This is a genomic window from Streptomyces sp. NPDC023541 (assembly GCF_055559995.1).
In genome coordinates, this window is sequence record NZ_JBVHJO010000001.1 from 431128 (window position 1) to 450455 (window position 19328).

A 19328-nucleotide genomic window follows, 5' to 3' on the forward strand; every position below is an offset into this window, starting at 1 on the left:
GATCGGCCGGGAGCGCGCCTCAGGCGGGGCAGATGCCGGTGCCGATGCCGGTGCCGGTGCCGGTACAGGTGCCGGTACAGGTGCCGGTACAGGTTCCAGAGCGGTGCAGGTGCAGGTCGCCGAGCGGTGCCGGTGCGGTGAGGTGCAGGGCCCCTGAGCGGTGCCGGGTACTGGTCCCGGAGCGGTGCCGGTGCGGTGAGGTGCAGGCCCCTGAGCGGTGCCGGGTACAGGTCCCGGAGCGGTGCAGGTGCAGGGGCAGGTGCAGGTCGTCGAGCGGTGCTGTGCAGGCCGCGGAGCCGTGCTGGTGCAGGCCCCGGAGCGGCGCCGGTACAGGTCCCGGTCCAGGTCGCGGAAGATCGCGCCGTGCGTAGGGCGGGAACCGGCCCTGCGGGGACCGGACCTGCGCAGACGGCTGTGCCGTCGGCCGCCGGTGTGCCCGTCCACCGGCACTCGACGTGGGTGCGGCGGCCGCCGGGAAGGGGAACCGTGCCCTCGACGTCCCCCCGCCCGCCGTCGGCGGGGGGGCCGTACCGTCCCCGGCCGCGGGCCCGGCCGCTGCCGGACCGGCCGGGGCGAGGGCCGCGACGCCGAGAGGGCCGCGGCCGCGATGGCCGCGGCGCGTGACGGCGGGGCCCGCGTCGTGCGGGCATGGATCCAGTCCGGCACCGCCCCCGCGGCCGCAGCTACGGCGCCGGGAGTTCCGCGAAGTCGGCGACCAGGCCGCGGTGGTGGCCCGCGGTGCCGAGGGCGAGGGAGTCTGCCTTGGCCCGCTTGAGGTACAGGTGGGCGGGGTGCTCCCACGTCATGCCGATGCCTCCGTGGAGCTGGACGCATTCCTCGGCGGCGCGGACGGCGACCCCCGAGCAGAAGGCCTGGGCGACGGCGACCGTGAGGGGCGCGTCGGAGGCCCCGGTGGCGAGGGCGTCGGCCGCGGCCCTGGCCGCCGCGCGGGCGGAGGCCACGTCGAGCCAGAGCCGCGCCAGGCGGTGTTTGAGGGCCTGGAAGGAGCCGACGGGCCGGTTGAACTGGTAGCGGCCCTTGACGTGGGCGACGGTCTCGGTCAGGCACCACTCGGCGAGTCCGACCTGCTCGGACGCGAGGAGGCCCGCCGCGGAGAGCAGGGCTCCGGCGACGGCGGCCCGGGCCGTGGCGGGGTCGGCGAGACGGGTGCCCGGGGCCGCCTCCAGGGTGACGGTGGCGAGCGGGCGGGTCAGGTCCAGCGGGACCAGCGGGGTCACGGCGGCGTCAGTCGCCCGGACCGCGTACAGCCCGGTGTCGGCCGGGACGAGCAGTACGTCGGCGGCCACCACGTCCGCCACGGCGCTGACCGTGCCGGTCAGGCTCCCCCCGCCGGAGTCCCGTACGGAGGCGGGCAGGCGGGCACCGGGGGCGAGGGTCAGCGGAACGGCCGGGGCGCACACCGTGCGACCCGAGGCCAGCTCCGCCAGCAGTGGGGCGGCTTCGGCGGTGTCGCAGCCGAGCAGGACCTCCGTGGCGAGCACGGCGCTGGTGAGGTACGGGACGGGAGCCACGGCACGGCCCAGCTCCTCCAGCACCACGGCCGCCTCCCGGTGTCCCGCGCCCTGCCCGCCGAGCTTCTCGGGCACGAGGAGCCCCGCCGTGCCGATCTCGGCGGCGAGGGTGTGCCACAGAGCGGGGTCGTGCGGCCGGCCGGTCTCGGCGCGGGTGAGGACCGCCTCGGCGTCGCAGCGGGCGGCGAGGAGCGAGCGTACGGCGGCGCGCAGCTCCTCCTCGGCTTCGGAGTAGAGGAGGTCGGCCGGCGCCGTCGGCGCTGTCGGTGCCGTCATCGGGACAGGTCCTTCCATGCGAGGTCCTTGTCGTCGCGCGGCTCGGGGGGCAGGCCGAGGACGCGTTCGGCGACGATGTTGAGGAGGATTTCGCTCGTGCCGCCCTCGATGCTGTTGCCCTTGGCGCGCAGGTAGCGGTAGCCGGCGTCGCGGCCGGTGAAGTCGACCAGTTCGGGACGGCGCATGGTCCAGTCCTCGTACAGCAGTCCCGCCTCGCCGAGGAGTTCCACCTCCAGGCCGCTGATCTCCTGGTTGAGGCGGGCGAAGGTCAGCTTCATGCCCGAGCCCTCGGGTCCGGGCTGGCCGGCGGCGAGCTGCTGGCGCAGCCGCTCCCCGGTGAGGCGGGCGACTTCGGCTTCCACCCACAGTTCCAGCAGCCGCTGGTGGAGGGCGTGGGTGCGCAGGCCGGGGCGTTCGCGCCAGGCCGCGGCGACGGGTGCGATCATGCCGCCCTCGCGCGGGATGCGCATGCCGCCGATGGAGACGCGTTCGTTCATCAGGGTGGTGCGGGCGACCGCCCAGCCCTCGCCGACGGCGCCGAGGCGGTGGGCGTCGGGGATGCGGACGCCGGTGAGGAAGACCTCGTTGAACTCGGCCTCGCCGGTGATCTGGCGCAGCGGCCGGACCTCGACGCCGGGGTCGTGCATGTCGCAGAGGAAGTAGGTGATGCCCTGGTGCTTGGGCAGTGCAGGGTCGGTGCGGGCGACGAGGATGCCCCAGCGGGCGTTGTGGGCACTGGAGGTCCAGACCTTCTGGCCGTCGACGACCCACTCGCCGGCACCCTCGTCGAGGACGGCGCGGGTGGCGAGCGCCGCGAGGTCGGATCCGGCGCCGGGCTCGCTGAAGAGCTGGCACCAGACCTCCTCGCCCACCCACAGGGGGCGCAGGAAGCGCCGCTTCTGCTCCTCGGTGCCGTACGCGAGGATCGTGGGCGCGGCCATGCCGAGGCCGATGCCGATCCGGCGCGGGTCGTTGTCGGGGGCGCCGGCGGCTTCCAGTTCGGCGTCGACGGCGGCCTGGAGGGAACGGGGCGCGCCGAGTCCGCCGAGTCCCTCGGGGTAGTGCACCCAGGCGAGTCCGGCGTCGAAGCGGGCGCGGAGGAATGCGGTGCGGTCGGTGCCGGCGGGCGGGTGCGCGGCGAGTAGTTGCCTGGTGCGGGCGCGTACGGTCTCGGCGGTGACGGGAGTGACCGGAGGGATGGGGGCGGCGGGGGTGGCTCCGGTGGTCATCGGGCGGCTCCGTCCAGGCCCGGCAGGACCACCAGGCGGCCGGTGGTGGTCCCGTCGGCGAGGCGCTGCACCGCGTCGGCGGCGCCTGCGAGCGGGACGCGTTCGCTGACCAGCGGTTTGACCGCGCCCTCGGCGGCGAGCCGGGTGAGTTCGGTGTGGCAGGCGAGGATGGCGGCGGGGTCCTTGGACGCGTACAGGCCCCAGTGCAGGCCGAGCACGGCGTAGTTCTTCACGAGGGCGTGGTTGAGGGCGGGGGCCGGGATGGTGCCGCTCGCGAAGCCGACGACGACGATCCGGCCCTCGAAGGCGACGCACTTGGTCGACGCGGTGTAGGCGCCGCCGCCGACCGGGTCGTAGACGACGTCGGCGCCGCGTCCGCCGGTGAACTCCTTGACGCGGGCGGCGATGTCCTCCGCCGTACGGTCGATCACCAGGTCGCAGCCGAGCTCCTCGGCGGTACGGGCCTTGTCCTTGCCTCCGACGACTCCGACGACGGTGGCCCCGGCGGCCTTGCCCAGCTGGACGGCGGCGCTGCCGACGCCGCCGGCGGCGGCGTGCACGAGGAGGGTCTCGCCGGCCCGGAGGCCGGCGCGCCGGTGCAGGCCGAACCAGCCGGTCTGGTAGCCGATGTGGAGGGCCGCCGCCTCGGCGTCGTCCAGGGTCTCCGGGGCCGGGAGCAGGGCGCGCGCCGGTGCGGTGACGTACTCGGCGAACCCGCCGTGCGGCAGGCTCGGGTTGGCGATGACGCGGCGGCCGTCCTCGGTCTCGCCGCAGATCTCGACGCCGGGGGTGAAGGGCAGCGGGGGTGTGATCTGGTACTGCCCGCGGACGAGCAGCGCGTCGGGGAAGTTCACGTTGGCGGCGAGCACCCTGAGTCTCACCTCGCCCTCGCCGGGGACCGGTTCGGGTACCTCTTCGAGGCGCATGGCCTCGCGGGGCTCGCCGGGGGTATGTACTCGCCAAGCCTGCATCCGGGGCCTCCAGCCGCCGTCGAGGAATCACGCTCCGAGCGCATACTAAGCGGTCGCTTGCCCTTCTGTGAATCGCCGGGACGAGTGGACCGTCACCCGGTCCGAAACAACAGGCGTCATTTCAGGCCGCATCCGACCCACCATCAGGCAATATGTGGCGTGCACGTGTCATGACTCAACGGGGAACTGCACCTGTCCAGGGGGACCACCACATGAGAAGAAGCATGTCCGCGGCCGCAGCCGCCGTCGTTCTGGCGGGCCTGATCACCGCCGCCGGCCCGGCCGTGGCGGCCGACGCGAGGTGCACGCCGAAGATCCAGGTGCTCGGCTCGATCGGGGACGAGACGTACGTGCGCGACATGCAGCGCGGCCAGGGCGTCTTCGACCTCGGCCCGGACGGCCTCGCCGTCGGCGTGTCGGGCCACAAGCCCGTGTACTGGACCGGCACCACCGTCCACCAGGTACCGCTGGGCGACCCGAACCGGACGGGGCAGGTCGTCGCCGTCAACGCGCACGGACTGATGGTGGGCGTCCTCCACGGCTCCGGCGGTGCCTCCCTGTTCACCTACCAGGCGGGCGCCGCGGCGATCACCCCGCTGCCGGACGGCTACGGCTACGACATCGAGGCCGACGTCAACGACGCCGGGTACGTGGTCTCCCGCTCCGACGGCGGGCTCGGCACCGTCTGGAAGGACGGTCAGAAGGTCCGGGAACTGGCCGTCCCGGCCGACGCGGGCCCGGGCACCCGGATCACGATGGTCACGGGCATCAACAACCGGGGCGACATCCTCGGCATGGCCACCCAGGACTACGAGGTCCCCGAGACCGGAGCGCACCTGGAGGGCACCCACCCGGTGCTGTGGCCCGGGGACGGGACCGCCGCCCGGCTGCTGGATCCCACGATGAACGACAGTTACGTCCAGGACCTCGACGAGAGCGGCCGGATCGTCGGCTACGACTGGGCCGGGCCGTGGCACGAGTACCGGACGTGGGTCTGGGAACCCCCGCTCACCGGTCCAGGCACCAGCCCCGGGGGCCTGAGTTCGCACCCGTACGCCACGTTCGAGGCGATCAGCCCGACCACGAACGTCAGCGTCGGCACGGCCAAGTTCCACCCGGACGAGATGACCCTGCCGGACCAGGCGCTGCTGCGTGCCGGTTCCGGCCCGGTCAAGGCCCTGCCGCGGCTGGCCGCGAGCGGGGCGAGCATGGCCGATGCGGTGTCGGACGACGACCGCGTCGGCGGGGCCGCCGTGAACGCGAAGGGCAGGCTCAAGCCGGTGATCTGGACCTGCGCGCCCCAGCAGGCGTACAACCCGGGCAGCTAAGGGTGTCTTGTCGGTCAGGGCGGATCAGGGAGCGGTGCCATGCGCCGCGAGCCCGGCGGGATCGGCGAGACACCCCAGGGGGTGTCCGCGCCCTGGTGATCTGAGCGCCCGCGCGCTATCGATGGGCGCATGGAGAACCCTCAGCACGGCCTTCCCGCGCCGCCGCCCCTCGGTGCCGCCGCCCTGCCCGCCGGTACGTACGCCGGGCAGGTGGTCCTGGTGACCGGCGGCGGCACCGGGCTGGGCAAGGCCGTGGCCACCGAGTTCGCCCGGCTCGGCGCCGATCTGCTGATAGCGGGCCGGCGCCCCGAGCAGCTCCGGGCGGCGCGGGACGAGCTGGCGGCCGTACCGGGCGCGGGCCGGGTGAGCTCCGCCGTCTGCGACATCAGGAACCCCGAGCGGGTCGCGGAGGTCTTCGACGCGGCGCAGGCGGCGCTCGGGCTGCCGGACGTACTGGTCAACAACGCGGCCGCGAACTTCCCCTCCCCCGCGGAGGACCTCTCGCCCAACGCCTGGCGGGCGGTCGTCGACATCACCCTGACCGGCACGTGGTTCATGACCCGTGAATTCGGCCGCCGTCACCTCGCGGTCGGCGCCCCCGGGTCGATCATCAACATCGGCGCCTCGTACGCCTGGACGGGCGGGCCGGGCTTCGCCCACAGCGCCGCCGCCAAGGCCGGGGTCAAGAACCTCGTGGAGACCCTCGCCGTGGAGTGGGGTCCCTACGGCATCCAGATCAACGGGCTCGTCCCGGGCCTGTTCCCGCACGCCGACATGACCGCGGACATCCGGGGCGGCCTCGAACACGCCGCGCCCGGCGCCAGGGACGCCCGGCAGCCGGCGCTGCGGGTCGGGGTGCCGCGCGAACTGGGCTGGGCCGCGACTTTCCTGGCCTCGCCGTACGCCCGGTTCGTCACCGGCCACACCCTGGTCGTCGACGGCGCCAACTGGCAGCGCCGGACGGTGGTCGGTCCGGAGGTCGTCCCGGTACGGGAGCAGCTGGGGCGCGGTCCCTTCGCCACCCGGCCGGGCGGGCCCCGCCCGACGGATCCGCCCGCGGGCGGCGCGTAGGTCGTGTCGTCGAAGGCCGGCGGGGCCTGGCACGCACGCTCCAGGGTTCCATGGGTGCCCGGCGGGTCAGCCGCCGGTGAAGCGGGGCGGCCGGCGCTCCGCCTGGGCGGTGTAGCCCTCGCGGGCGTCGTCCGAGGCGAGCGTGAGGGCCGCGGTCATCGCCACCCGGTCGAGGGCCGCGGGGAGGGCGGCGTCGGCGTAGGCGTCGACCGCACGCTTGATGCCCTGGACCGCGAGCGGGGCATTGGCGGCGACCTCCGCCGCGAGGGCGCGGGAGGCCTCCTCCAAATCCTCTCTTTCGACGAGGAGTTGGACCAGGTTGAGCCGTTCGGCGGTCGCCGCGTCGATCCGCCGACCGGTGAGGGCCAGGAACTTCGCCCAGCCCGCGCCCGCCTCGCGGGCGATGCGCAGGTCGCCGCCCGCGTCGACCGCCACGCCCAGCCGGGCCTCGGGCAGGGCGAAGACGGCGTCCCGCGCCGCCACCCGGACGTCGGCCATCAGCGCCAGCTCGAAACCGAAGCCCAGGCAGTAGCCCTGGACGGCGGCCACCACGGGCTGCGGGAGCCGGGCGAGGACCGTGAAGCGCTCGTGGACCCAGCGGATGCCCTCATAGTAGTTGCGGGTGCGTTCGGCGGTGGATCCGCCCGTGATGGCGCCGCCCGGCGCGGTCACGTCGATGCCGGCGCAGAAGGCCCGGCCCTCGGCCCGCAGCAGCACGGCGCGTACCGAAGGGTCGAAGCGGATCCGGTCGGCGAGCAGACCCAGCTGGCGGCTGGACTCCCAGCTCCAGCCGTTGAGCTGGGCGGGGCGGCAGAGGGTGAGGACGGCCACGCCCTCCGCGATCTCCAGGCGGATCCGCTCCTCACCCTCCGCGATCTCCGTGGAGATGGTGTCGATCACCTTTTCCGCACCCCCGGCTCGACAGCTGCCCATGTACTGACAGGCCGTCAGACTAGGGGTGTGGCGGTCAGCGGGGGAAGACCTCGAACGCGACCGCCGGGCGGCCGTCGTACCGCGCCGCCACCCGTTCGGCGTTGCCGGTGAGGAAGGTACGGACGTACTCCTCCGGGTCCTGGTCCGTCAGCGCCGCGATGTAGGCCTTGTGCTCCAGCAGGGACAGGACCGAACGCTCCAGGCCCGGGCCGGCGTCGGCCGCGTGCGTGGGCGTGCTGGTGCCGGCCACCGCCACCCAGCGGACTCCGTTCCACGGCTCCAGGCCTTGCTCGGAGACGAGCTCCGGGAAGATCCAGCGGTTGCCGGCGTCGGCGGCCGCGTCCAGGGTGGCCCGGCCGACGGCCTTGTGGTCGGGGGTGTTCCAGTAGCCGCCGCCCTGCTCCCCACCCCACGTGTCGCGGTGGTTGAGGGTGATGACCAGCTCGGGGCGGTGGCGGCGGATGGCGGCCGCGATGTCCCGGCGCAGGCCGAGACCGTATTCGACGATGCCGTCGCGGTGGTCGAGGAACTCCACCGCGGACACCCCGACCACGGCGGCGCTCGCACGCTGTTCGGCCTCGCGCAGCGGGGCGCACGCGGCGGGGGCCAGGGAGTCGATACCCGCCTCGCCGCGGGTGGCCAAGAGGTAGACCACCTCTCGGCCGCCGTCCGTCCAGTCCGCGATGGCGGCCGCGCACCCGTACTCCAGGTCGTCCGGGTGGGCCACGACGGCGAGGGCGCGCTGCCAGTCGGTGGGCATCGGCTCCAAGGGGGCCTGCTGATCACGTTGTTCGGTCATACGTCGCACCATAGGTGAATGGACCGACACGGACTGGTAGTGGCCCTCCTGGATACCACGGGAACCTTCTTCGAGCCCGCCGCAACGGCGTTCCCCGGCGCGGACGAGGCCGACTGGGCGCGCGCCGCGCTGCTGGATCCGGGCGCGGCCGGTCCCGGCGGTTCCTGGCGGCTGGACTTCCGGTGCTTCGCCGTCGCGCGGCCGGGGGGCCGGTGGGTGTTGGTGGACGCGGGCGTCGGACCGGCGGACGGGCCCGCCGCCGGGTGGGCGCCGGTACCCGGGCGGCTGCCGGCCGCCCTTGCGGAGGCCGGTATCGATGCGGCGGACGTGGAGACGGTGGTGCTGACCCATCTGCACGAGGACCATGCGGGCTGGACCTCGGGGCCCGGCGGCGAGCCCTTCTTCCCCGCCGCGCGCCATGTCGTCCAGCGGGCCGAGGTCGTCGCCCTGGACCGGGCCGACCCGGTGTGGGAGTGGACGGTTGCCCCGCTGCGGGAGACCGGACAGCTGCACGAGGTGGACGGCACGCACCGGCTGGGGACGGGGATCACGCTGCTGCCGACGCCGGGCCACACCCCCGGCCACCAGTCGGTGCTGGTGGAGCAGGGCCCGGCCGGCCGGGACGTACTGGTCACCGGCGACGTGCTGGTGCACGCCGTGCAGCTGGGCAATCCGGCGGTCGCGTACTCACACGAACGCGACCGGCCAGCCGCCCGCGCCTCCCGCGAGCACCTGCTGGCGCAGGCGGCCCGACGCGGCGCCCTCCTGGCCACGGCCCACCTGACCCGCGCCTTCGTGGAGCCCTGCTGAGCCCTTCCGCTCAGGCGTCGTCGTGTACGAGGGCCAGCAGGCGGTCCAGGACGCGGGGGCCGCCCGCGCGGAGGCCGTCGTGTTCGAACTCGTCCGTCACCCAGGTGCGCAGGCCGCGGATGGCGCGGGCCGTGCGCAGGGAGTCCTCCGTGTCCACGTACATGTCGTCGTGGTAGACGGCGGCGGCCACCGGCACCTCGTTGGCCGCAAGTCGCTCCGGGTCGTAGAGGGGCTGCCAGCCCGTGCGGGCGGCCAGCAGGTCGGCGGTCTCGCGCAGCGGGGCGAGGGCCGGGTCGGTGGTGAAGTGCCAGGGGTGGATGGTCTCGCCGGTGAAGAGCAGGGGCTCGTCGCCGGCGAGGGCCTTGTGGGCGTCGAAGCGGGGGTTCTCCGCCCGGACCCGTTCGGCGGCCCAGGCCGTGGGCGCGGCCGGGTCCTGGGCGTAGATCGCCTCGTGGACCAGCGCGTAGAGGGGGTGGCCGGCGAAGGACAGGAGGGCGCGGGCGCCTTCCAGGAAGGCGTCGGAGAGGGCCGGCCCCGCGGGGGTCGGGACGAAGGCGTCCTCCAGGAGGTAGTGGAGCTGGTGGCTGCCGTCGCCGCCGCCGAGGAGGGTGCCGAGGGACTGGAAGGCCTCGACCGTCAGGACGTGGCCGCCGGGGAGTTCGGCCGGCTGCCGCGCGAGGTGGGCGGCGATCCGGCGGGCCCGCTCGACGTCCATGGGGTAACGGGCGTAGTGGGCCGCGTTCTTGCGCTCGATGCGGGGGTAGGCGGCCCGGTACACCTCGTCGGCGGTGGCGGTCAGCGACGGGAGGCCGCCGGTGATCAGGGCCGCGGTGAGGCCCTCGGGGGCGCTGGAGAGGTAGCGGACCGTGCAGAAGCCGCCGAAGCTCTGGCCGAGCACGGTCCAGGGCGCGCCGCCGGTCAGACCGGGGCGGATGGCCTCGGCGTCACGGACGATGGAGTCCGCGCGGAAGTGGGCCAGGTGGTCGGCCTGTTGGGTGGGAGTGCCGCGCAGGGGCAGCGTCTGCCGGTTCACCGGGGTGGACCGGCCGGTGCCGCGCTGGTCCAGCAGCAGCACCCGGTAGTCCTGCAGGGCGCGCTCCAGCCAGGCCTGCCGGCCGACGAAGCGGCGGGCGCCGAAGCCCGGGCCGCCCTCCAGGTACAGCAGCCAGGGCAGGGACTCCGGGTCCTTGCCGGTGGCGACCACCTCGCGGCCGTACAGCTCGATCCGCTCCCCGTCCGGGCGGGCGTGGTCCAGGGGGACGGAGAACCGGTGGTCGGTGAGGATCGTGCCGGGCTGGCGGTAGCTGTGGACGACGGTCACGGACGGCCCCCAGGGATACGAGGTACGGAGATGGCGCACCCCGGCCGGGTGAGGCGCGGGCGGGCGCGGCGGTCCGCCCGAGTCTATGACCCGTCCGGGGCGCAGGGGCCCGGGGGGCCTTACCGGCCTTCTGTGCGGCGGCGGGGGCCGCAGCGCACGGAAGGCCGGTGGCCGGGTCACCCGGGCAGGCGCCGATGGCCGGCTCGGCGGGGCTGCGTCAGAACTCGACGACCGAGCGGAGCACCTCGCCGCGTCCCATCCGGGCGAAGGCCTCCTCGACCCCGTCCAGCGGGATGGTCTCGGAGACGAAGGCGTCGAGGTCGAGCCGGCCCTGCAGGTAGAGGTCGATCAGCAGGGGGAAGTCGCGCTCGGGCAGGCAGTCGCCGTACCAGGAGGACTTCAGGGCGCCCCCGCGGCCGAAGACGTCCAGGAGCGGGAGTTCGAGCTTCATCTGCGGGGTCGGCACTCCGACCAGGACCACCGTCCCGGCGAGGTCGCGCGCGTAGAAGGCCTGCTGGTAGGTCTCGGGGCGGCCCACGGCGTCGATGACCACGTCGGCGCCGTTGCCGCCGGTGAGGGCCTGGACGGCCTTGACGACGTCCTCGGTGCGGCCGTTGACGGTGTGCGTGGCGCCGAGGCCGCGCGCCCACTCCAGCTTGCGGTCGTCCAGGTCCACCGCGATGATCCGCGAGGCGCCCGCCAGCCGGGCACCGGCCACGGCCGCGTTGCCCACTCCCCCGCAGCCGATGACGGCGACGGAGTCGCCCCGTCCGACGTTGCCGGTGTTGAGGGCGGCGCCGAGACCGGCCATCACCCCGCAGCCGAGGAGTCCGGCGGCGGCCGGGGAGGCTGCCGGGTCCACCTTGGTGCACTGGCCGGCCGCGACCAGGGTCTTCTCGGCGAAGGAGCCGATGCCGAGGGCCGGGGAGAGCGGGGTGCCGTCCTCCAGGGTCATGGGCTGGGTGGCGTTGTGCGTGGCGAAGCAGTACCAGGGGCGTCCGCGCTTGCAGGCCCGACAGGTGCCGCACACCGCACGCCAGTTGAGGACGACGAAGTCGCCGGGGGCCACGGAGGTGACGTCCGGGCCGACGGACTCCACGATGCCGGCGGCCTCGTGGCCGAGCAGGAAGGGGAATTCGTCGTTGATCCCGCCTTCGCGATAGTGCAGGTCGGTGTGGCAGACCCCGCAGGCCTGCACCCGGACGAGCGCCTCGCCCGGCCCCGGGTCGGGCACGAGGATCGTCGTCGTCTCCACCGGTGCGCCCTTGCTCCGGGCGATGACCCCTCGTACGCGATGCGTCACGTCGTACCCCGTTCTGATCGGTTCGGTCTGGATCAACGAACGTACACGGACGGCATCCGGTAAGGGAGTTGTGTCACGCTTCGGCGCGCGACCCGGCCAGATCCGGTGGCACGGCGGCGCGAAGCGCCGCGCCGAAGGCCGCCACGGCCGGGTGGGCGCCGGCTCCGCTGCGGAAGGCGAGGTTGGTGCGCCGCTGCATGGCCAGCCGGGTGAGGTGCACGGACGGGTCGGCGGGGCCCGTCACCCCGAGCTGGGGTACGACGGCCACGCCCTGGCCGGCCGCGACCAGCGCGAGCACGGTGGCGAACTCGTCCACCTGGTGGCGCACCCGGGGAGTGAAGCCGGCGGCCTGGCAGGCGCGCACGGTCATGGCGTGGCAGAGGGTACCGGGGCTGGCGGTGATCCAGGGCGATCCGGCGTGCGCGCGCAGGACCGCGTCCTGGTCGGGCGCGGGCGCCCCGGCCGTCCCGAGTGCCCCGGCCGTCCTGACGCCCCCGGGCGTTCCCGCGGCGGGCTCGGCCAGGTACATCGCCTCGCCGTACAGCGGTTCGGTGGTCAGTCCCGGCTCACGCTCGGCGGGTACGAAGTCGTAGGCGTGGACGAGGGCGACGTCCAGGTCGCCGGCCCGCAGGGCGTGGGCGACCGCCGCCGGATCGGTCTCGCAGACCATCGGCTCCAGCCCAGGGTGGCGCCGGGCGAGGGCCACCAGCGCGGCCGGGACGATCGCGCGGGAGGCGGTGGGGAAGGCGCCGATGCGCAGGGCTCCGGCGAGGCCGCCGCGGGCTTCGGCAAGGTCGGCCTCGGCCTGTTCGAGCCGTTCCAGGACGGCCTCGGCGTGCCGGACGAGGTTCTGCCCGGCGGGGGTGAGCCGGACCCGCCGTCCGGTGCGTTCCAGCAGGGACAGGCCGGCCTCCCGCTCCAGCACGCCGAGCTGCTGCGACACCGCCGAAGGGCTGAAGGAGAGGGCCTCGGCCACGGCGGCGATGGTGCCGCGGCGGGCGAGTTCGCGCAGCAGGCGCAGGCGTCGTACGTCGAGCATCGGCTCAGCTTACGGGTTGGGTAAGGAACGTGAACTGGATTTGCCGCTCGGGGCGGGTCAGGCTCGTGGGCATGGCACAGGACACGACGCAGGACATCGCAGAAACGGCCCCGCAGGGCATCGCGGGGGCGGCCCCGGAGGACCTCGCGCGGGCGGTCCCGCTCCACGGGATCCACGTACCGCTCGTCACGCCCTTCGCGCCCACCGGGGCGGTCGCCGCCGAGGCCCTGGAGGCATTGGCCCACGAGGTGCTCGACGCGGGCGCCACCGGAATCGTCGCCCTCGGCACCACCGGGGAGGCCGCCGCCCTCGACGCGGCGGAGCGCGACCTCGTCACCGGCGTGTGCGCCCGCGTCTGCGGGGAACGCGGCGCGGTGCTGACCGTCGGCGCGGGAGCGTCCGGCACCAGGGCCGCGGAGGCCTCCCTGGCCGGGCTGGCGCGGTGGCCGCAGGTGGGGGCCGCGCTGGTCACGGTTCCGTCGTTCGTACGGCCTTCGGCGGCCGGGGTATTGGCGCACTTCGAGCGGCTGGCCGCGGTCAGCCCCGTACCGCTCCTCGTCTATCACGTCCCCTACCGCACGGGGCAGCCACTGGACGCCGCCACGCTTCGGGCCCTCGGCTCGCTCCCCGGGGTCGTCGGGGTGAAGTACGCGGTCGGCGCCCTCGACCAGGACGCGGTGGAACTGCTCGGCGACCGGCCGGCCGGTTTCCACGTCCTGGCCGGGGACGACGTGCACGTGTCGGCGATGCTCGCGCTGGGCGCGTCGGGCGGGATCCTGGCCTCGGCCCATCTGGCGACGCAGCGGTTCGCGGAGCTCGCCGCGGCCTGGCGGGCGGGGGACGCGGTACACGCCCGGACGCTGGGCCACGCGCTCGCCGGGCTGTCGGCGGCGGCCTTCACCGAGCCGAGCCCGGGCGTCGTCAAGGGCGTGCTCCACGCCCAGGGCCGCATCCCGACGCCCGACGTGCGGCTTCCCCTGCTGCCGGCCTCGCAGGCGGCGGTGACGGCCGCCCTGAAGCGGCTGGCGGCGCTCTCCGAGCCCCTCACCGAGTCCGCGACCGGGGCGGTGACCGGGGAGGCATGAGGAGGGCGCACACGCCGGAAAGAGCGTGGATGGGCGATTTAACCCCTAAGCACGAGTCGCCCGAATGAGGCCAACAGAGAGTGGACTTGCCCTTATTGACCCCCGGGCCGCCACCCCGTGATGTCAGTCACGCGGAACACGTCAACATCATTTCCCACAAGAGGTCGATTCCCTTTTCCCGGAAAGGGAATCGACCTTTTCGTCGCGATGCCCACAAGGTCATTTCCGGGGCGGATAGCGGGATGTCGATCTATGGGTGGAATTCGGGGCTTGTTCGCGCCCGTCGGGCTCACCTACCGTCACCTCACTCCAGGTGGCGAGCTGCCGAATACGGCGCTTCCGACCGGGTCTCCCGTCCCCCCACGTGAGGAATTCCCCCATGCCTGCAAAGGGTAAGCACCGTCGGCCGAAGCAGAACCCGATCACCCGCAAGCTGGCCCTTGCCGGCACAGGTGGCGCTGCCCTCACGCTCCCGCTGATCAGCGCGACCACCGCGGGCGCGGCCGGGACGAGCGCGCCGGCAGCCGCTGTGACCACCGTCACCGCGGTCACCGCGGTGACCGCCCCTCCCGCCACGTATTCCGTTGTCGTTGGCGACACCCTTTCGGAGATCGCCGCGGACCACTCCGTCAGTGGCGGATGGAAGCAGCTCTACGAGGTGAACCGCGCGGTCGTCGGCGACAACCCGTCGGTCATCCGGCCCGGTCTCAAACTGACCATCGGCGCCCAGGCGAAGGCCGCCACCGCGGCCAAGACCGCGGTGAAGACGGCCGCCAAGCCGGCGTCCTCCTACCCGAACAATCTCGACGGGTGGATCCGCGAGTCCCTCGACGTGATGGCCAAGCACGGTATTCCCGGCAGCTACAACGGAATTCACCGCAACGTGATGCGCGAGTCCTCGGGCAACCCCAAGGCGATCAACCTCTGGGACATCAACGCCCGGAACGGAATCCCCTCCAAGGGTCTGCTCCAGGTCATCGACCCGACCTTCAAGGCCTATCACGTTCCCGGCACTTCGCTGGACTCCTACGACCCGGTGGCCAACATCACCGCGGCCTGCAACTACGCGGCCGCCCGCTACGGCTCCATCGACAACGTCAACGGCGCCTACTAGGGAGTGCGTGCCAGGCCCCGCCGGCCAGGCGGGACTTCGACGACACGACCTAGACCACCGGGCGGCGGCGGGCGGCGCGCAACAGGATCCGCAGGGGTGCGACGATCCCGTAGCCGACGTCCCGGCGCAGGGCGCCCGCGCCGGCCCGCTCGACGGCGGTCAGCTGGTGCGCCATGAGGTCCGCCATGGTGGCGACGACGGGGCGCAGGCCGGGCTCGGCGAGGTCGAGGATGTCGCGGGTGGCGTCGAGGGCCGCGCGGGCACGTCGGATCTCGTCGGCGAGGAGGGCCCGTACGGCAGGGGTGTCACGGGCCGCCTCCAGGTCGGCCCGGGTCACAGAGTGCTCGTCGAGGCGGGCGCGCGGGAGGCACAGCCGGCCGTCGGCCAGATCGCCGTGGAGGTCGGCGAGGAAGTCGACGCGCTGGGCTGCGTCGACGAACCGGCGCCAGCCGGCGGCCTGTTCGGGATCCGGGCCGCCCTGGTACTGCAGGCCGGTGAAGACGAGGACGCCGGGCCAGGCGTACGCGTCGAGGTAGGCCTGGAAGTCCGCCTCGTCGGCGAAGCCGTCGAAGGCGGCCTCCGCCGTGGCGGCGCCCGCGAGGAAGCGGGACACCCAGTGCTCGGGCAGGCCCCGGGAGTCCACCGCGTGGGCGTACGCCCGCAGCACGGGATCGCTGCTGTCCCCGGTCTTGAGGGCGGCCTCGACCTGCTCGGTCAACGCGGCCAGGCCCGCGGCCCGTTGCTGCGGGGTGCCGGTCTCGGCCACGTCGTCGACCAGGTTCATGAAGGCGAGGCCGGCGGCGAGGGCCGGCACCAGGGGCGGCGCGGCGAGCAGTCGCAGCGCCAGATACGGGGCGGGTTCGCGACGGAGCACCCGGCGGGCGGCGTGGGTGTAGTCGTCCCGCAGACGGGTGCCGGACGTCCCGGCCGTCGTGAGGGTGGTGCGCCAGCTGGGCACGGTGGGTGGGGCTCCTCGGTGTACGCCTGGGCGGGGGACGGTACGGGCACGCGGCTCAGGGGCCGTGGGTCTCAGGGGCCGTAGACCTTCCTGAGGCTGCCGTCGATGCCCCAGAGGACGTAGCCGCCGCGCCCGTACTCGTCGCTGAGGTAGGTGCGGATGGAGGGGGTCTGGTCCATCATCCAGGGGTCGATGATGACGTGGCGCGAGGTCGGCTTCTCGACCTTGAGGTCCTTCTTGGACTGCTCCAGGAGGCCGGGCAGCGCGTCCCAGTTGACCGTGGCCATGTCGATCAGCGGCTCCCCCTCCTTGACCGTGCCGTCCGGGCCGGTGCGGCCGGCCACGCCGTCCCGGTACTGCCAGGAGTCGACGGTCTCGGCGCCGGCGGCCGTGGGGATGGAGGCGAGGATGTAGCCGTCGTAGAGCGTCATGTCGACGAAGGTGGTCGTGCCGGTCTGCTTCTTGAACGCCTCCAGGGCGGTGCGGACGTTCCCCGGCGTCATCATGCTGCCGCGGGGCGCGTCCGCCTTCTGCGCGCTGGCCTTCGGGGCGGGGGCCGAGGAGGCGTCCCGCGCCGGCGGGGTGGCGGAGGTGGTGGCGGCGCCGCCCTTCGCCTTGTCGTCGCCGGAGTTGCCGTCGGGCAGCAGCTGGACGATGCCGATCACGCCGGCCGCCAGCACCGCGGTGAGCGCGGCACCGACCAGGGCCGGGCGCCGGCGCGGCGCGGACCCCACCGGGACGGGCGTGGTGGCGGCCGCGTACGGGGTGGCGCCCGAGCCGTACGGCGGCGGGGTGTGCGGGGCGTGCGGGGTGCTGGTGGGCCTGGGCGCGTAGGGGCCGAACTGCCCGTACGGGCCCGGAACGGCCGGGGAGGCGGCGGGCGGCGCGGCAAGGGGCGCGGCACCAGCACCAGCACCAGCACCAGCACCGAGAGCAGCGCTCGCGTCCCGGAGCAGTTGTTCCAGCTGTGCGCCGTCGGGCCGCGCGGCCGGGTCCCGGACGAGCAGCCGCTCCAGTACGGGTCCCAGCGGGCCGGACCGCACCGGCGCGGGGATCGGCTCGTCGAGCACGGCGACGACCGTGGCCAGGCTCGTGGCCCGGCGCAGCGGATTGGCCCCCTCGGCGGCCACGTACAGCAGCATGCCGAGCGACCACAGGTCGGAGGCGGCCAGCCCCTCCTCGCCACGGACCCGCTCGGGTGCGATGTACTCCGGCGAGCCGATCAGCACGCCGGTCGCGGTGAGTCCGGTGGAGTCGCGCAGCGCGGCGATGCCGAAGTCGGTCAGCACGGCAGACCCGTCGGGGCGCAGCAGCACGTTGGCGGGCTTCACGTCACGGTGCAGGATCCCCTCGGCGTGCGCGGCGCGCAGCGCGGACAGCACGTCGAGGCCGAGGCGCACCGCTTCCGCGGGCGGCACGGGGCCGGACTCCAGGCGGTCGTGCAGGGAGCCGCCCCGGACCATCTCCATGACGATCCACGGGTGCCCGTCCGTGCCCTCCGCGGGCTCGACGATGTGGTGGATCGTCACGACGTGGGGGTGGGCGAGACGGGCGAGGGCGCGGGCCTCGCGGACGGCGCGTTCGCGCATCTGGTCCGCGAGGCCGGGCTGGGCGGCGGCGGTCGCCGGGTCCGGCGGGCGCACCTCCTTGAGAGCCACCTCGCGGTGCAGGGCGATGTCGCGCGCCCGCCAAACGGTACCCATGCCGCCGCTGCCCAGGGGCGCGACCAGTTCGAAGCGCCCGTCGATCAGCTGTCTGCCGGCCTCACTCGTGTCCATGGCGGATCATCGTAGGCGCCGCCGCCGTCAGCAGCGTCGCCGGTCCACCGTGACCGTTCCCTGGGCGGTGCCCACCGTGCGGTCGTAGCACCCGCCGGGCACCTGCGACCCGTACAGCCGATAGCGCGCGGAGGTGGTGGCGACCGCGTGGCGCTGGTCCCGGGGGACGTTCGCGGTGTAGGTGGCGTCGCCCGTGTACCGGTCGTCGAGCCGGGAGGCGTCGACGGTCCGGCCGCCGCGCAGGGTGACGGTGTCCGCGCGGTCGCCGAGGGTCAGGACCGTGCGCAGGCGGTCGCCGGCGCCGAGGGTGGTCTCGCCGTCCATCGTGTAGGTGCGGTCGGTCCGGGTGCTCGTCGGCCCCTGCGTCACGCTCTCCTCGTCGGTCCAGCTCGCGGTGAGCGCGTCGATGCTCTCCCCCTCGGTCCAACGGTGGGCGGAGGTGTGGTGCACGGAGCGGGTGACGGTGGTGTCCACCCGCCCGTGCGAGGTGTTCAGGTACCCGGCGGCGGTCAGGCGGTGTGCGCCCTCGGTGTCCACCCGGTGCTGTCCGCCGGGGCCGGCGGGCGTCCAGCGGGAGTGGCCCGACGGTTCGCTCTCCTCGTACCGGGTGAGGGCACCGGTGACGACCTGGCGGGCCCCGTCCTGCCACAGCAGCAGGTTGGCGGGGGTGCTCCAGCCGCTCTGTCCGGCGGGCAGCCCGGCGACGCCCACCTCGATGCGGTGCGGGCGCCCGTCGTTGAGCAGGGCGGCGTAGGGCGTGAGGTCGTAGCGGATCGGCTGGACGTCGAAGGCGCGCGGGCCGGGGGTGACGTACCAGAGGAACGGGTTGGACCAGCCGCCGGTCCAGACGGTGGGGAAGGGTGCGGCGATGCCGGCGAGCCGCCCGTCGACCAGGACGCGGACCTCGCGGTGGGGGCCGCCGTCCGCCGTGCAGGAGTACGGGGCTCCGGTGGGGGTGGTCATGTACCAGTACTCCTCGCAGCCGCCGCCGGAGCCGGTGGCATACACCTCGGCCAGCAGCCGTTCGGTGTTGCGGGGCGTGGTGATCACCGGGGTGGTGAGGGGCAGCACGCGGTCGGGGGTGTCGGGCGCCCGGGTGCGCCCTTCGGCCGCGTAGAACGTCAGGGTCACCTTGACGTCGATGACGCCCGTGTAGGTGTCGTCGACGACGTTGCCGATGAGCATCTCTACGGGCTGCGGGCGGGCCAGGGTGTCGCGGTACCGGGTGACGTCCTTCTCGACGGACCAGGTGATGCCGTCGGGCGAGGGCTGGGGTGTGGAGGTGCGCAGGATCTCCACACCGCCCAGGGAGAGGTGGCCCAGCCGGTCGTACTGGCGGCCTTTGACCTTGCCGTCGAGGCGGAGCACCACGGCGGCCCAGTCGGCCGCGCCGCAGGCGGCGGGGGGCGCGTAGTCGCCGCGGTAGGGGGTGAAGTCGCGGAACTGCGCCTCGGCGAGGGTCACCCGGCACGACCGGGTCGCGGGTCGTGCGACGGGTGGCGCGGCGGTGAGGGGGTCGTGCCAGTCGGTGCCGAACTCGGCGGGCGGCGGGTCGGCCCGGGGCAGGCCGTGCGCGGGTCCCGCGGCGGCCAGGGTGCCGGCGGCCAGCGCGATCGCGCCGAGCAGGCCCGTGATCCTGTGTCGTCTCATGGACCGGCAGTGAAACCCGGCGCGCCGGGCGGCTGCCAGGGCCGGCGGGTCGGCCCTGGCCGGTTCTCGTCGTGGCCGTGCGGGAGTTCGGGCGGCCGGGCGGGAGTCTCGTCGTCGGCCGTGCGGGAGTT

The 19328-nt window shown here is 74.3% G+C and carries 16 protein-coding genes; 5 read left to right on the plus strand and 11 right to left on the minus strand.

Going from position 1 to position 19328, the window contains the following annotated elements; all coding sequences use genetic code 11:
* Window positions 1–683: 683 nt before the first annotated feature.
* Genes ACZ3X1_RS02055 through ACZ3X1_RS02065 form a run of 3 tightly spaced genes read right to left on the minus strand, consistent with a single transcriptional unit; the run spans window position 684 to window position 4008 of the window.
* Window positions 684–1808 (minus strand): acyl-CoA dehydrogenase family protein, encoded by a 1125-nt coding sequence (locus ACZ3X1_RS02055; protein ID WP_467275672.1) that lies wholly within the window; start codon window positions 1806–1808, stop codon window positions 684–686.
* Complete coding sequence (locus tag ACZ3X1_RS02060) at window positions 1805–3037, minus strand: acyl-CoA dehydrogenase family protein (protein WP_467275673.1); 1233 nt, start codon at window positions 3035–3037, stop codon at window positions 1805–1807. Before ACZ3X1_RS02060 ends, ACZ3X1_RS02055 begins: the two co-directional genes overlap by 4 nt.
* Window positions 3034–4008 (minus strand): NADPH:quinone oxidoreductase family protein, encoded by a 975-nt coding sequence (locus tag ACZ3X1_RS02065; protein WP_467275675.1) that lies wholly within the window; start codon window positions 4006–4008, stop codon window positions 3034–3036. The genes ACZ3X1_RS02060 and ACZ3X1_RS02065 overlap by 4 nt, the downstream gene beginning before the upstream one ends.
* Before the next feature lie 224 nt (window positions 4009–4232).
* Between ACZ3X1_RS02065 and ACZ3X1_RS02070 the strand changes: the two genes are divergently transcribed.
* Together ACZ3X1_RS02070 and ACZ3X1_RS02075 are read left to right on the plus strand one after the other, a co-directional pair.
* Window positions 4233–5336 carry a hypothetical protein gene (locus ACZ3X1_RS02070; RefSeq protein WP_467275677.1) on the plus strand — a complete coding sequence of 368 codons (1104 nt, stop codon included), beginning with the start codon at window positions 4233–4235 and terminating at the stop codon, window positions 5334–5336.
* A gap of 129 nt (window positions 5337–5465) precedes the next feature.
* The gene (locus ACZ3X1_RS02075) at window positions 5466–6407 is read left to right on the plus strand and encodes an SDR family oxidoreductase (protein WP_356813776.1); all 942 of its coding nucleotides are present in this window, start codon (window positions 5466–5468) and stop codon (window positions 6405–6407) included.
* A 66-nt stretch (window positions 6408–6473) separates the two neighbouring features.
* Here the strand turns inward: ACZ3X1_RS02075 and ACZ3X1_RS02080 are convergent, their stop codons facing one another.
* On the minus strand, window positions 6474–7307 hold the full coding sequence (locus tag ACZ3X1_RS02080; protein ID WP_467275680.1) for an enoyl-CoA hydratase/isomerase family protein: 834 nt from the start codon (window positions 7305–7307) through the stop codon (window positions 6474–6476).
* A gap of 67 nt (window positions 7308–7374) precedes the next feature.
* Window positions 7375–8139: a PIG-L deacetylase family protein gene (locus ACZ3X1_RS02085; RefSeq protein WP_467275681.1), complete on the minus strand. Its 765-nt coding sequence runs from the start codon at window positions 8137–8139 to the stop codon at window positions 7375–7377.
* An 18-nt stretch (window positions 8140–8157) separates the two neighbouring features.
* On the opposite strand from ACZ3X1_RS02085, the gene ACZ3X1_RS02090 reads away from it, so the two are divergent.
* On the plus strand, window positions 8158–8949 hold the full coding sequence (locus ACZ3X1_RS02090; RefSeq protein ID WP_467275683.1) for an MBL fold metallo-hydrolase: 792 nt from the start codon (window positions 8158–8160) through the stop codon (window positions 8947–8949).
* Window positions 8950–8959: 10 nt separating this feature from the next.
* On the opposite strand, the gene ACZ3X1_RS02095 is transcribed toward ACZ3X1_RS02090, so the two are convergent.
* From ACZ3X1_RS02095 to ACZ3X1_RS02105, 3 genes are all read right to left on the minus strand, one after another.
* Window positions 8960–10270 carry an alpha/beta fold hydrolase gene (locus tag ACZ3X1_RS02095; protein ID WP_467275685.1) on the minus strand — a complete coding sequence of 437 codons (1311 nt, stop codon included), beginning with the start codon at window positions 10268–10270 and terminating at the stop codon, window positions 8960–8962.
* 217 nt (window positions 10271–10487) lie between these two features.
* Window positions 10488–11573: an S-(hydroxymethyl)mycothiol dehydrogenase gene (locus tag ACZ3X1_RS02100; protein WP_356813783.1), complete on the minus strand. Its 1086-nt coding sequence runs from the start codon at window positions 11571–11573 to the stop codon at window positions 10488–10490.
* A gap of 73 nt (window positions 11574–11646) precedes the next feature.
* Complete coding sequence (locus ACZ3X1_RS02105) at window positions 11647–12612, minus strand: LysR family transcriptional regulator (RefSeq protein ID WP_467275688.1); 966 nt, start codon at window positions 12610–12612, stop codon at window positions 11647–11649.
* Between the two features lie 71 nt (window positions 12613–12683).
* On the opposite strand from ACZ3X1_RS02105, the gene ACZ3X1_RS02110 reads away from it, so the two are divergent.
* Together ACZ3X1_RS02110 and ACZ3X1_RS02115 are read left to right on the plus strand one after the other, a co-directional pair.
* Window positions 12684–13697, plus strand: coding sequence for a dihydrodipicolinate synthase family protein (locus ACZ3X1_RS02110; protein WP_467275690.1), 1014 nt, complete (start codon window positions 12684–12686; stop codon window positions 13695–13697).
* 379 nt (window positions 13698–14076) lie between these two features.
* On the plus strand, window positions 14077–14811 hold the full coding sequence (locus ACZ3X1_RS02115; RefSeq protein ID WP_467275692.1) for a LysM peptidoglycan-binding domain-containing protein: 735 nt from the start codon (window positions 14077–14079) through the stop codon (window positions 14809–14811).
* Window positions 14812–14860: 49 nt separating this feature from the next.
* Here ACZ3X1_RS02115 and ACZ3X1_RS02120 read toward each other — a convergent pair whose 3' ends face one another.
* From ACZ3X1_RS02120 to ACZ3X1_RS02130, 3 genes are all read right to left on the minus strand, one after another.
* Window positions 14861–15769, minus strand: coding sequence for a phytoene/squalene synthase family protein (locus ACZ3X1_RS02120; protein WP_467275694.1), 909 nt, complete (start codon window positions 15767–15769; stop codon window positions 14861–14863).
* Window positions 15770–15840: 71 nt separating this feature from the next.
* Window positions 15841–17547 (minus strand): serine/threonine-protein kinase, encoded by a 1707-nt coding sequence (locus ACZ3X1_RS02125; protein ID WP_467275696.1) that lies wholly within the window; start codon window positions 17545–17547, stop codon window positions 15841–15843.
* A 27-nt stretch (window positions 17548–17574) separates the two neighbouring features.
* Window positions 17575–19197, minus strand: coding sequence for a peptide-N4-asparagine amidase (locus tag ACZ3X1_RS02130; protein WP_467275698.1), 1623 nt, complete (start codon window positions 19195–19197; stop codon window positions 17575–17577).
* Window positions 19198–19328 lie beyond the last annotated feature (131 nt).

Excerpts from the sequence above, each read along its gene's own strand:
- ACZ3X1_RS02055 (WP_467275672.1), bottom strand. The coding sequence starts at position 1,808 with ATGACGGCACCGACAGCGCCGACGGCGCCGGCCGACCTCCTCTACTCC.
- ACZ3X1_RS02060 (WP_467275673.1), bottom strand. The coding sequence starts at position 3,037 with ATGACCACCGGAGCCACCCCCGCCGCCCCCATCCCTCCGGTCACTCCC.
- ACZ3X1_RS02065 (WP_467275675.1), bottom strand. The coding sequence starts at position 4,008 with ATGCAGGCTTGGCGAGTACATACCCCCGGCGAGCCCCGCGAGGCCATG.
- ACZ3X1_RS02070 (WP_467275677.1), top strand. The coding sequence starts at position 4,233 with ATGTCCGCGGCCGCAGCCGCCGTCGTTCTGGCGGGCCTGATCACCGCC.
- ACZ3X1_RS02075 (WP_356813776.1), top strand. The coding sequence starts at position 5,466 with ATGGAGAACCCTCAGCACGGCCTTCCCGCGCCGCCGCCCCTCGGTGCC.
- ACZ3X1_RS02085 (WP_467275681.1), bottom strand. The coding sequence starts at position 8,139 with ATGACCGAACAACGTGATCAGCAGGCCCCCTTGGAGCCGATGCCCACC.
- ACZ3X1_RS02090 (WP_467275683.1), top strand. The coding sequence starts at position 8,158 with ATGGACCGACACGGACTGGTAGTGGCCCTCCTGGATACCACGGGAACC.
- ACZ3X1_RS02105 (WP_467275688.1), bottom strand. The coding sequence starts at position 12,612 with ATGCTCGACGTACGACGCCTGCGCCTGCTGCGCGAACTCGCCCGCCGC.
- ACZ3X1_RS02110 (WP_467275690.1), top strand. The coding sequence starts at position 12,684 with ATGGCACAGGACACGACGCAGGACATCGCAGAAACGGCCCCGCAGGGC.
- ACZ3X1_RS02115 (WP_467275692.1), top strand. The coding sequence starts at position 14,077 with ATGCCTGCAAAGGGTAAGCACCGTCGGCCGAAGCAGAACCCGATCACC.
- ACZ3X1_RS02125 (WP_467275696.1), bottom strand. The coding sequence starts at position 17,547 with ATGGACACGAGTGAGGCCGGCAGACAGCTGATCGACGGGCGCTTCGAA.
- ACZ3X1_RS02130 (WP_467275698.1), bottom strand. The coding sequence starts at position 19,197 with ATGAGACGACACAGGATCACGGGCCTGCTCGGCGCGATCGCGCTGGCC.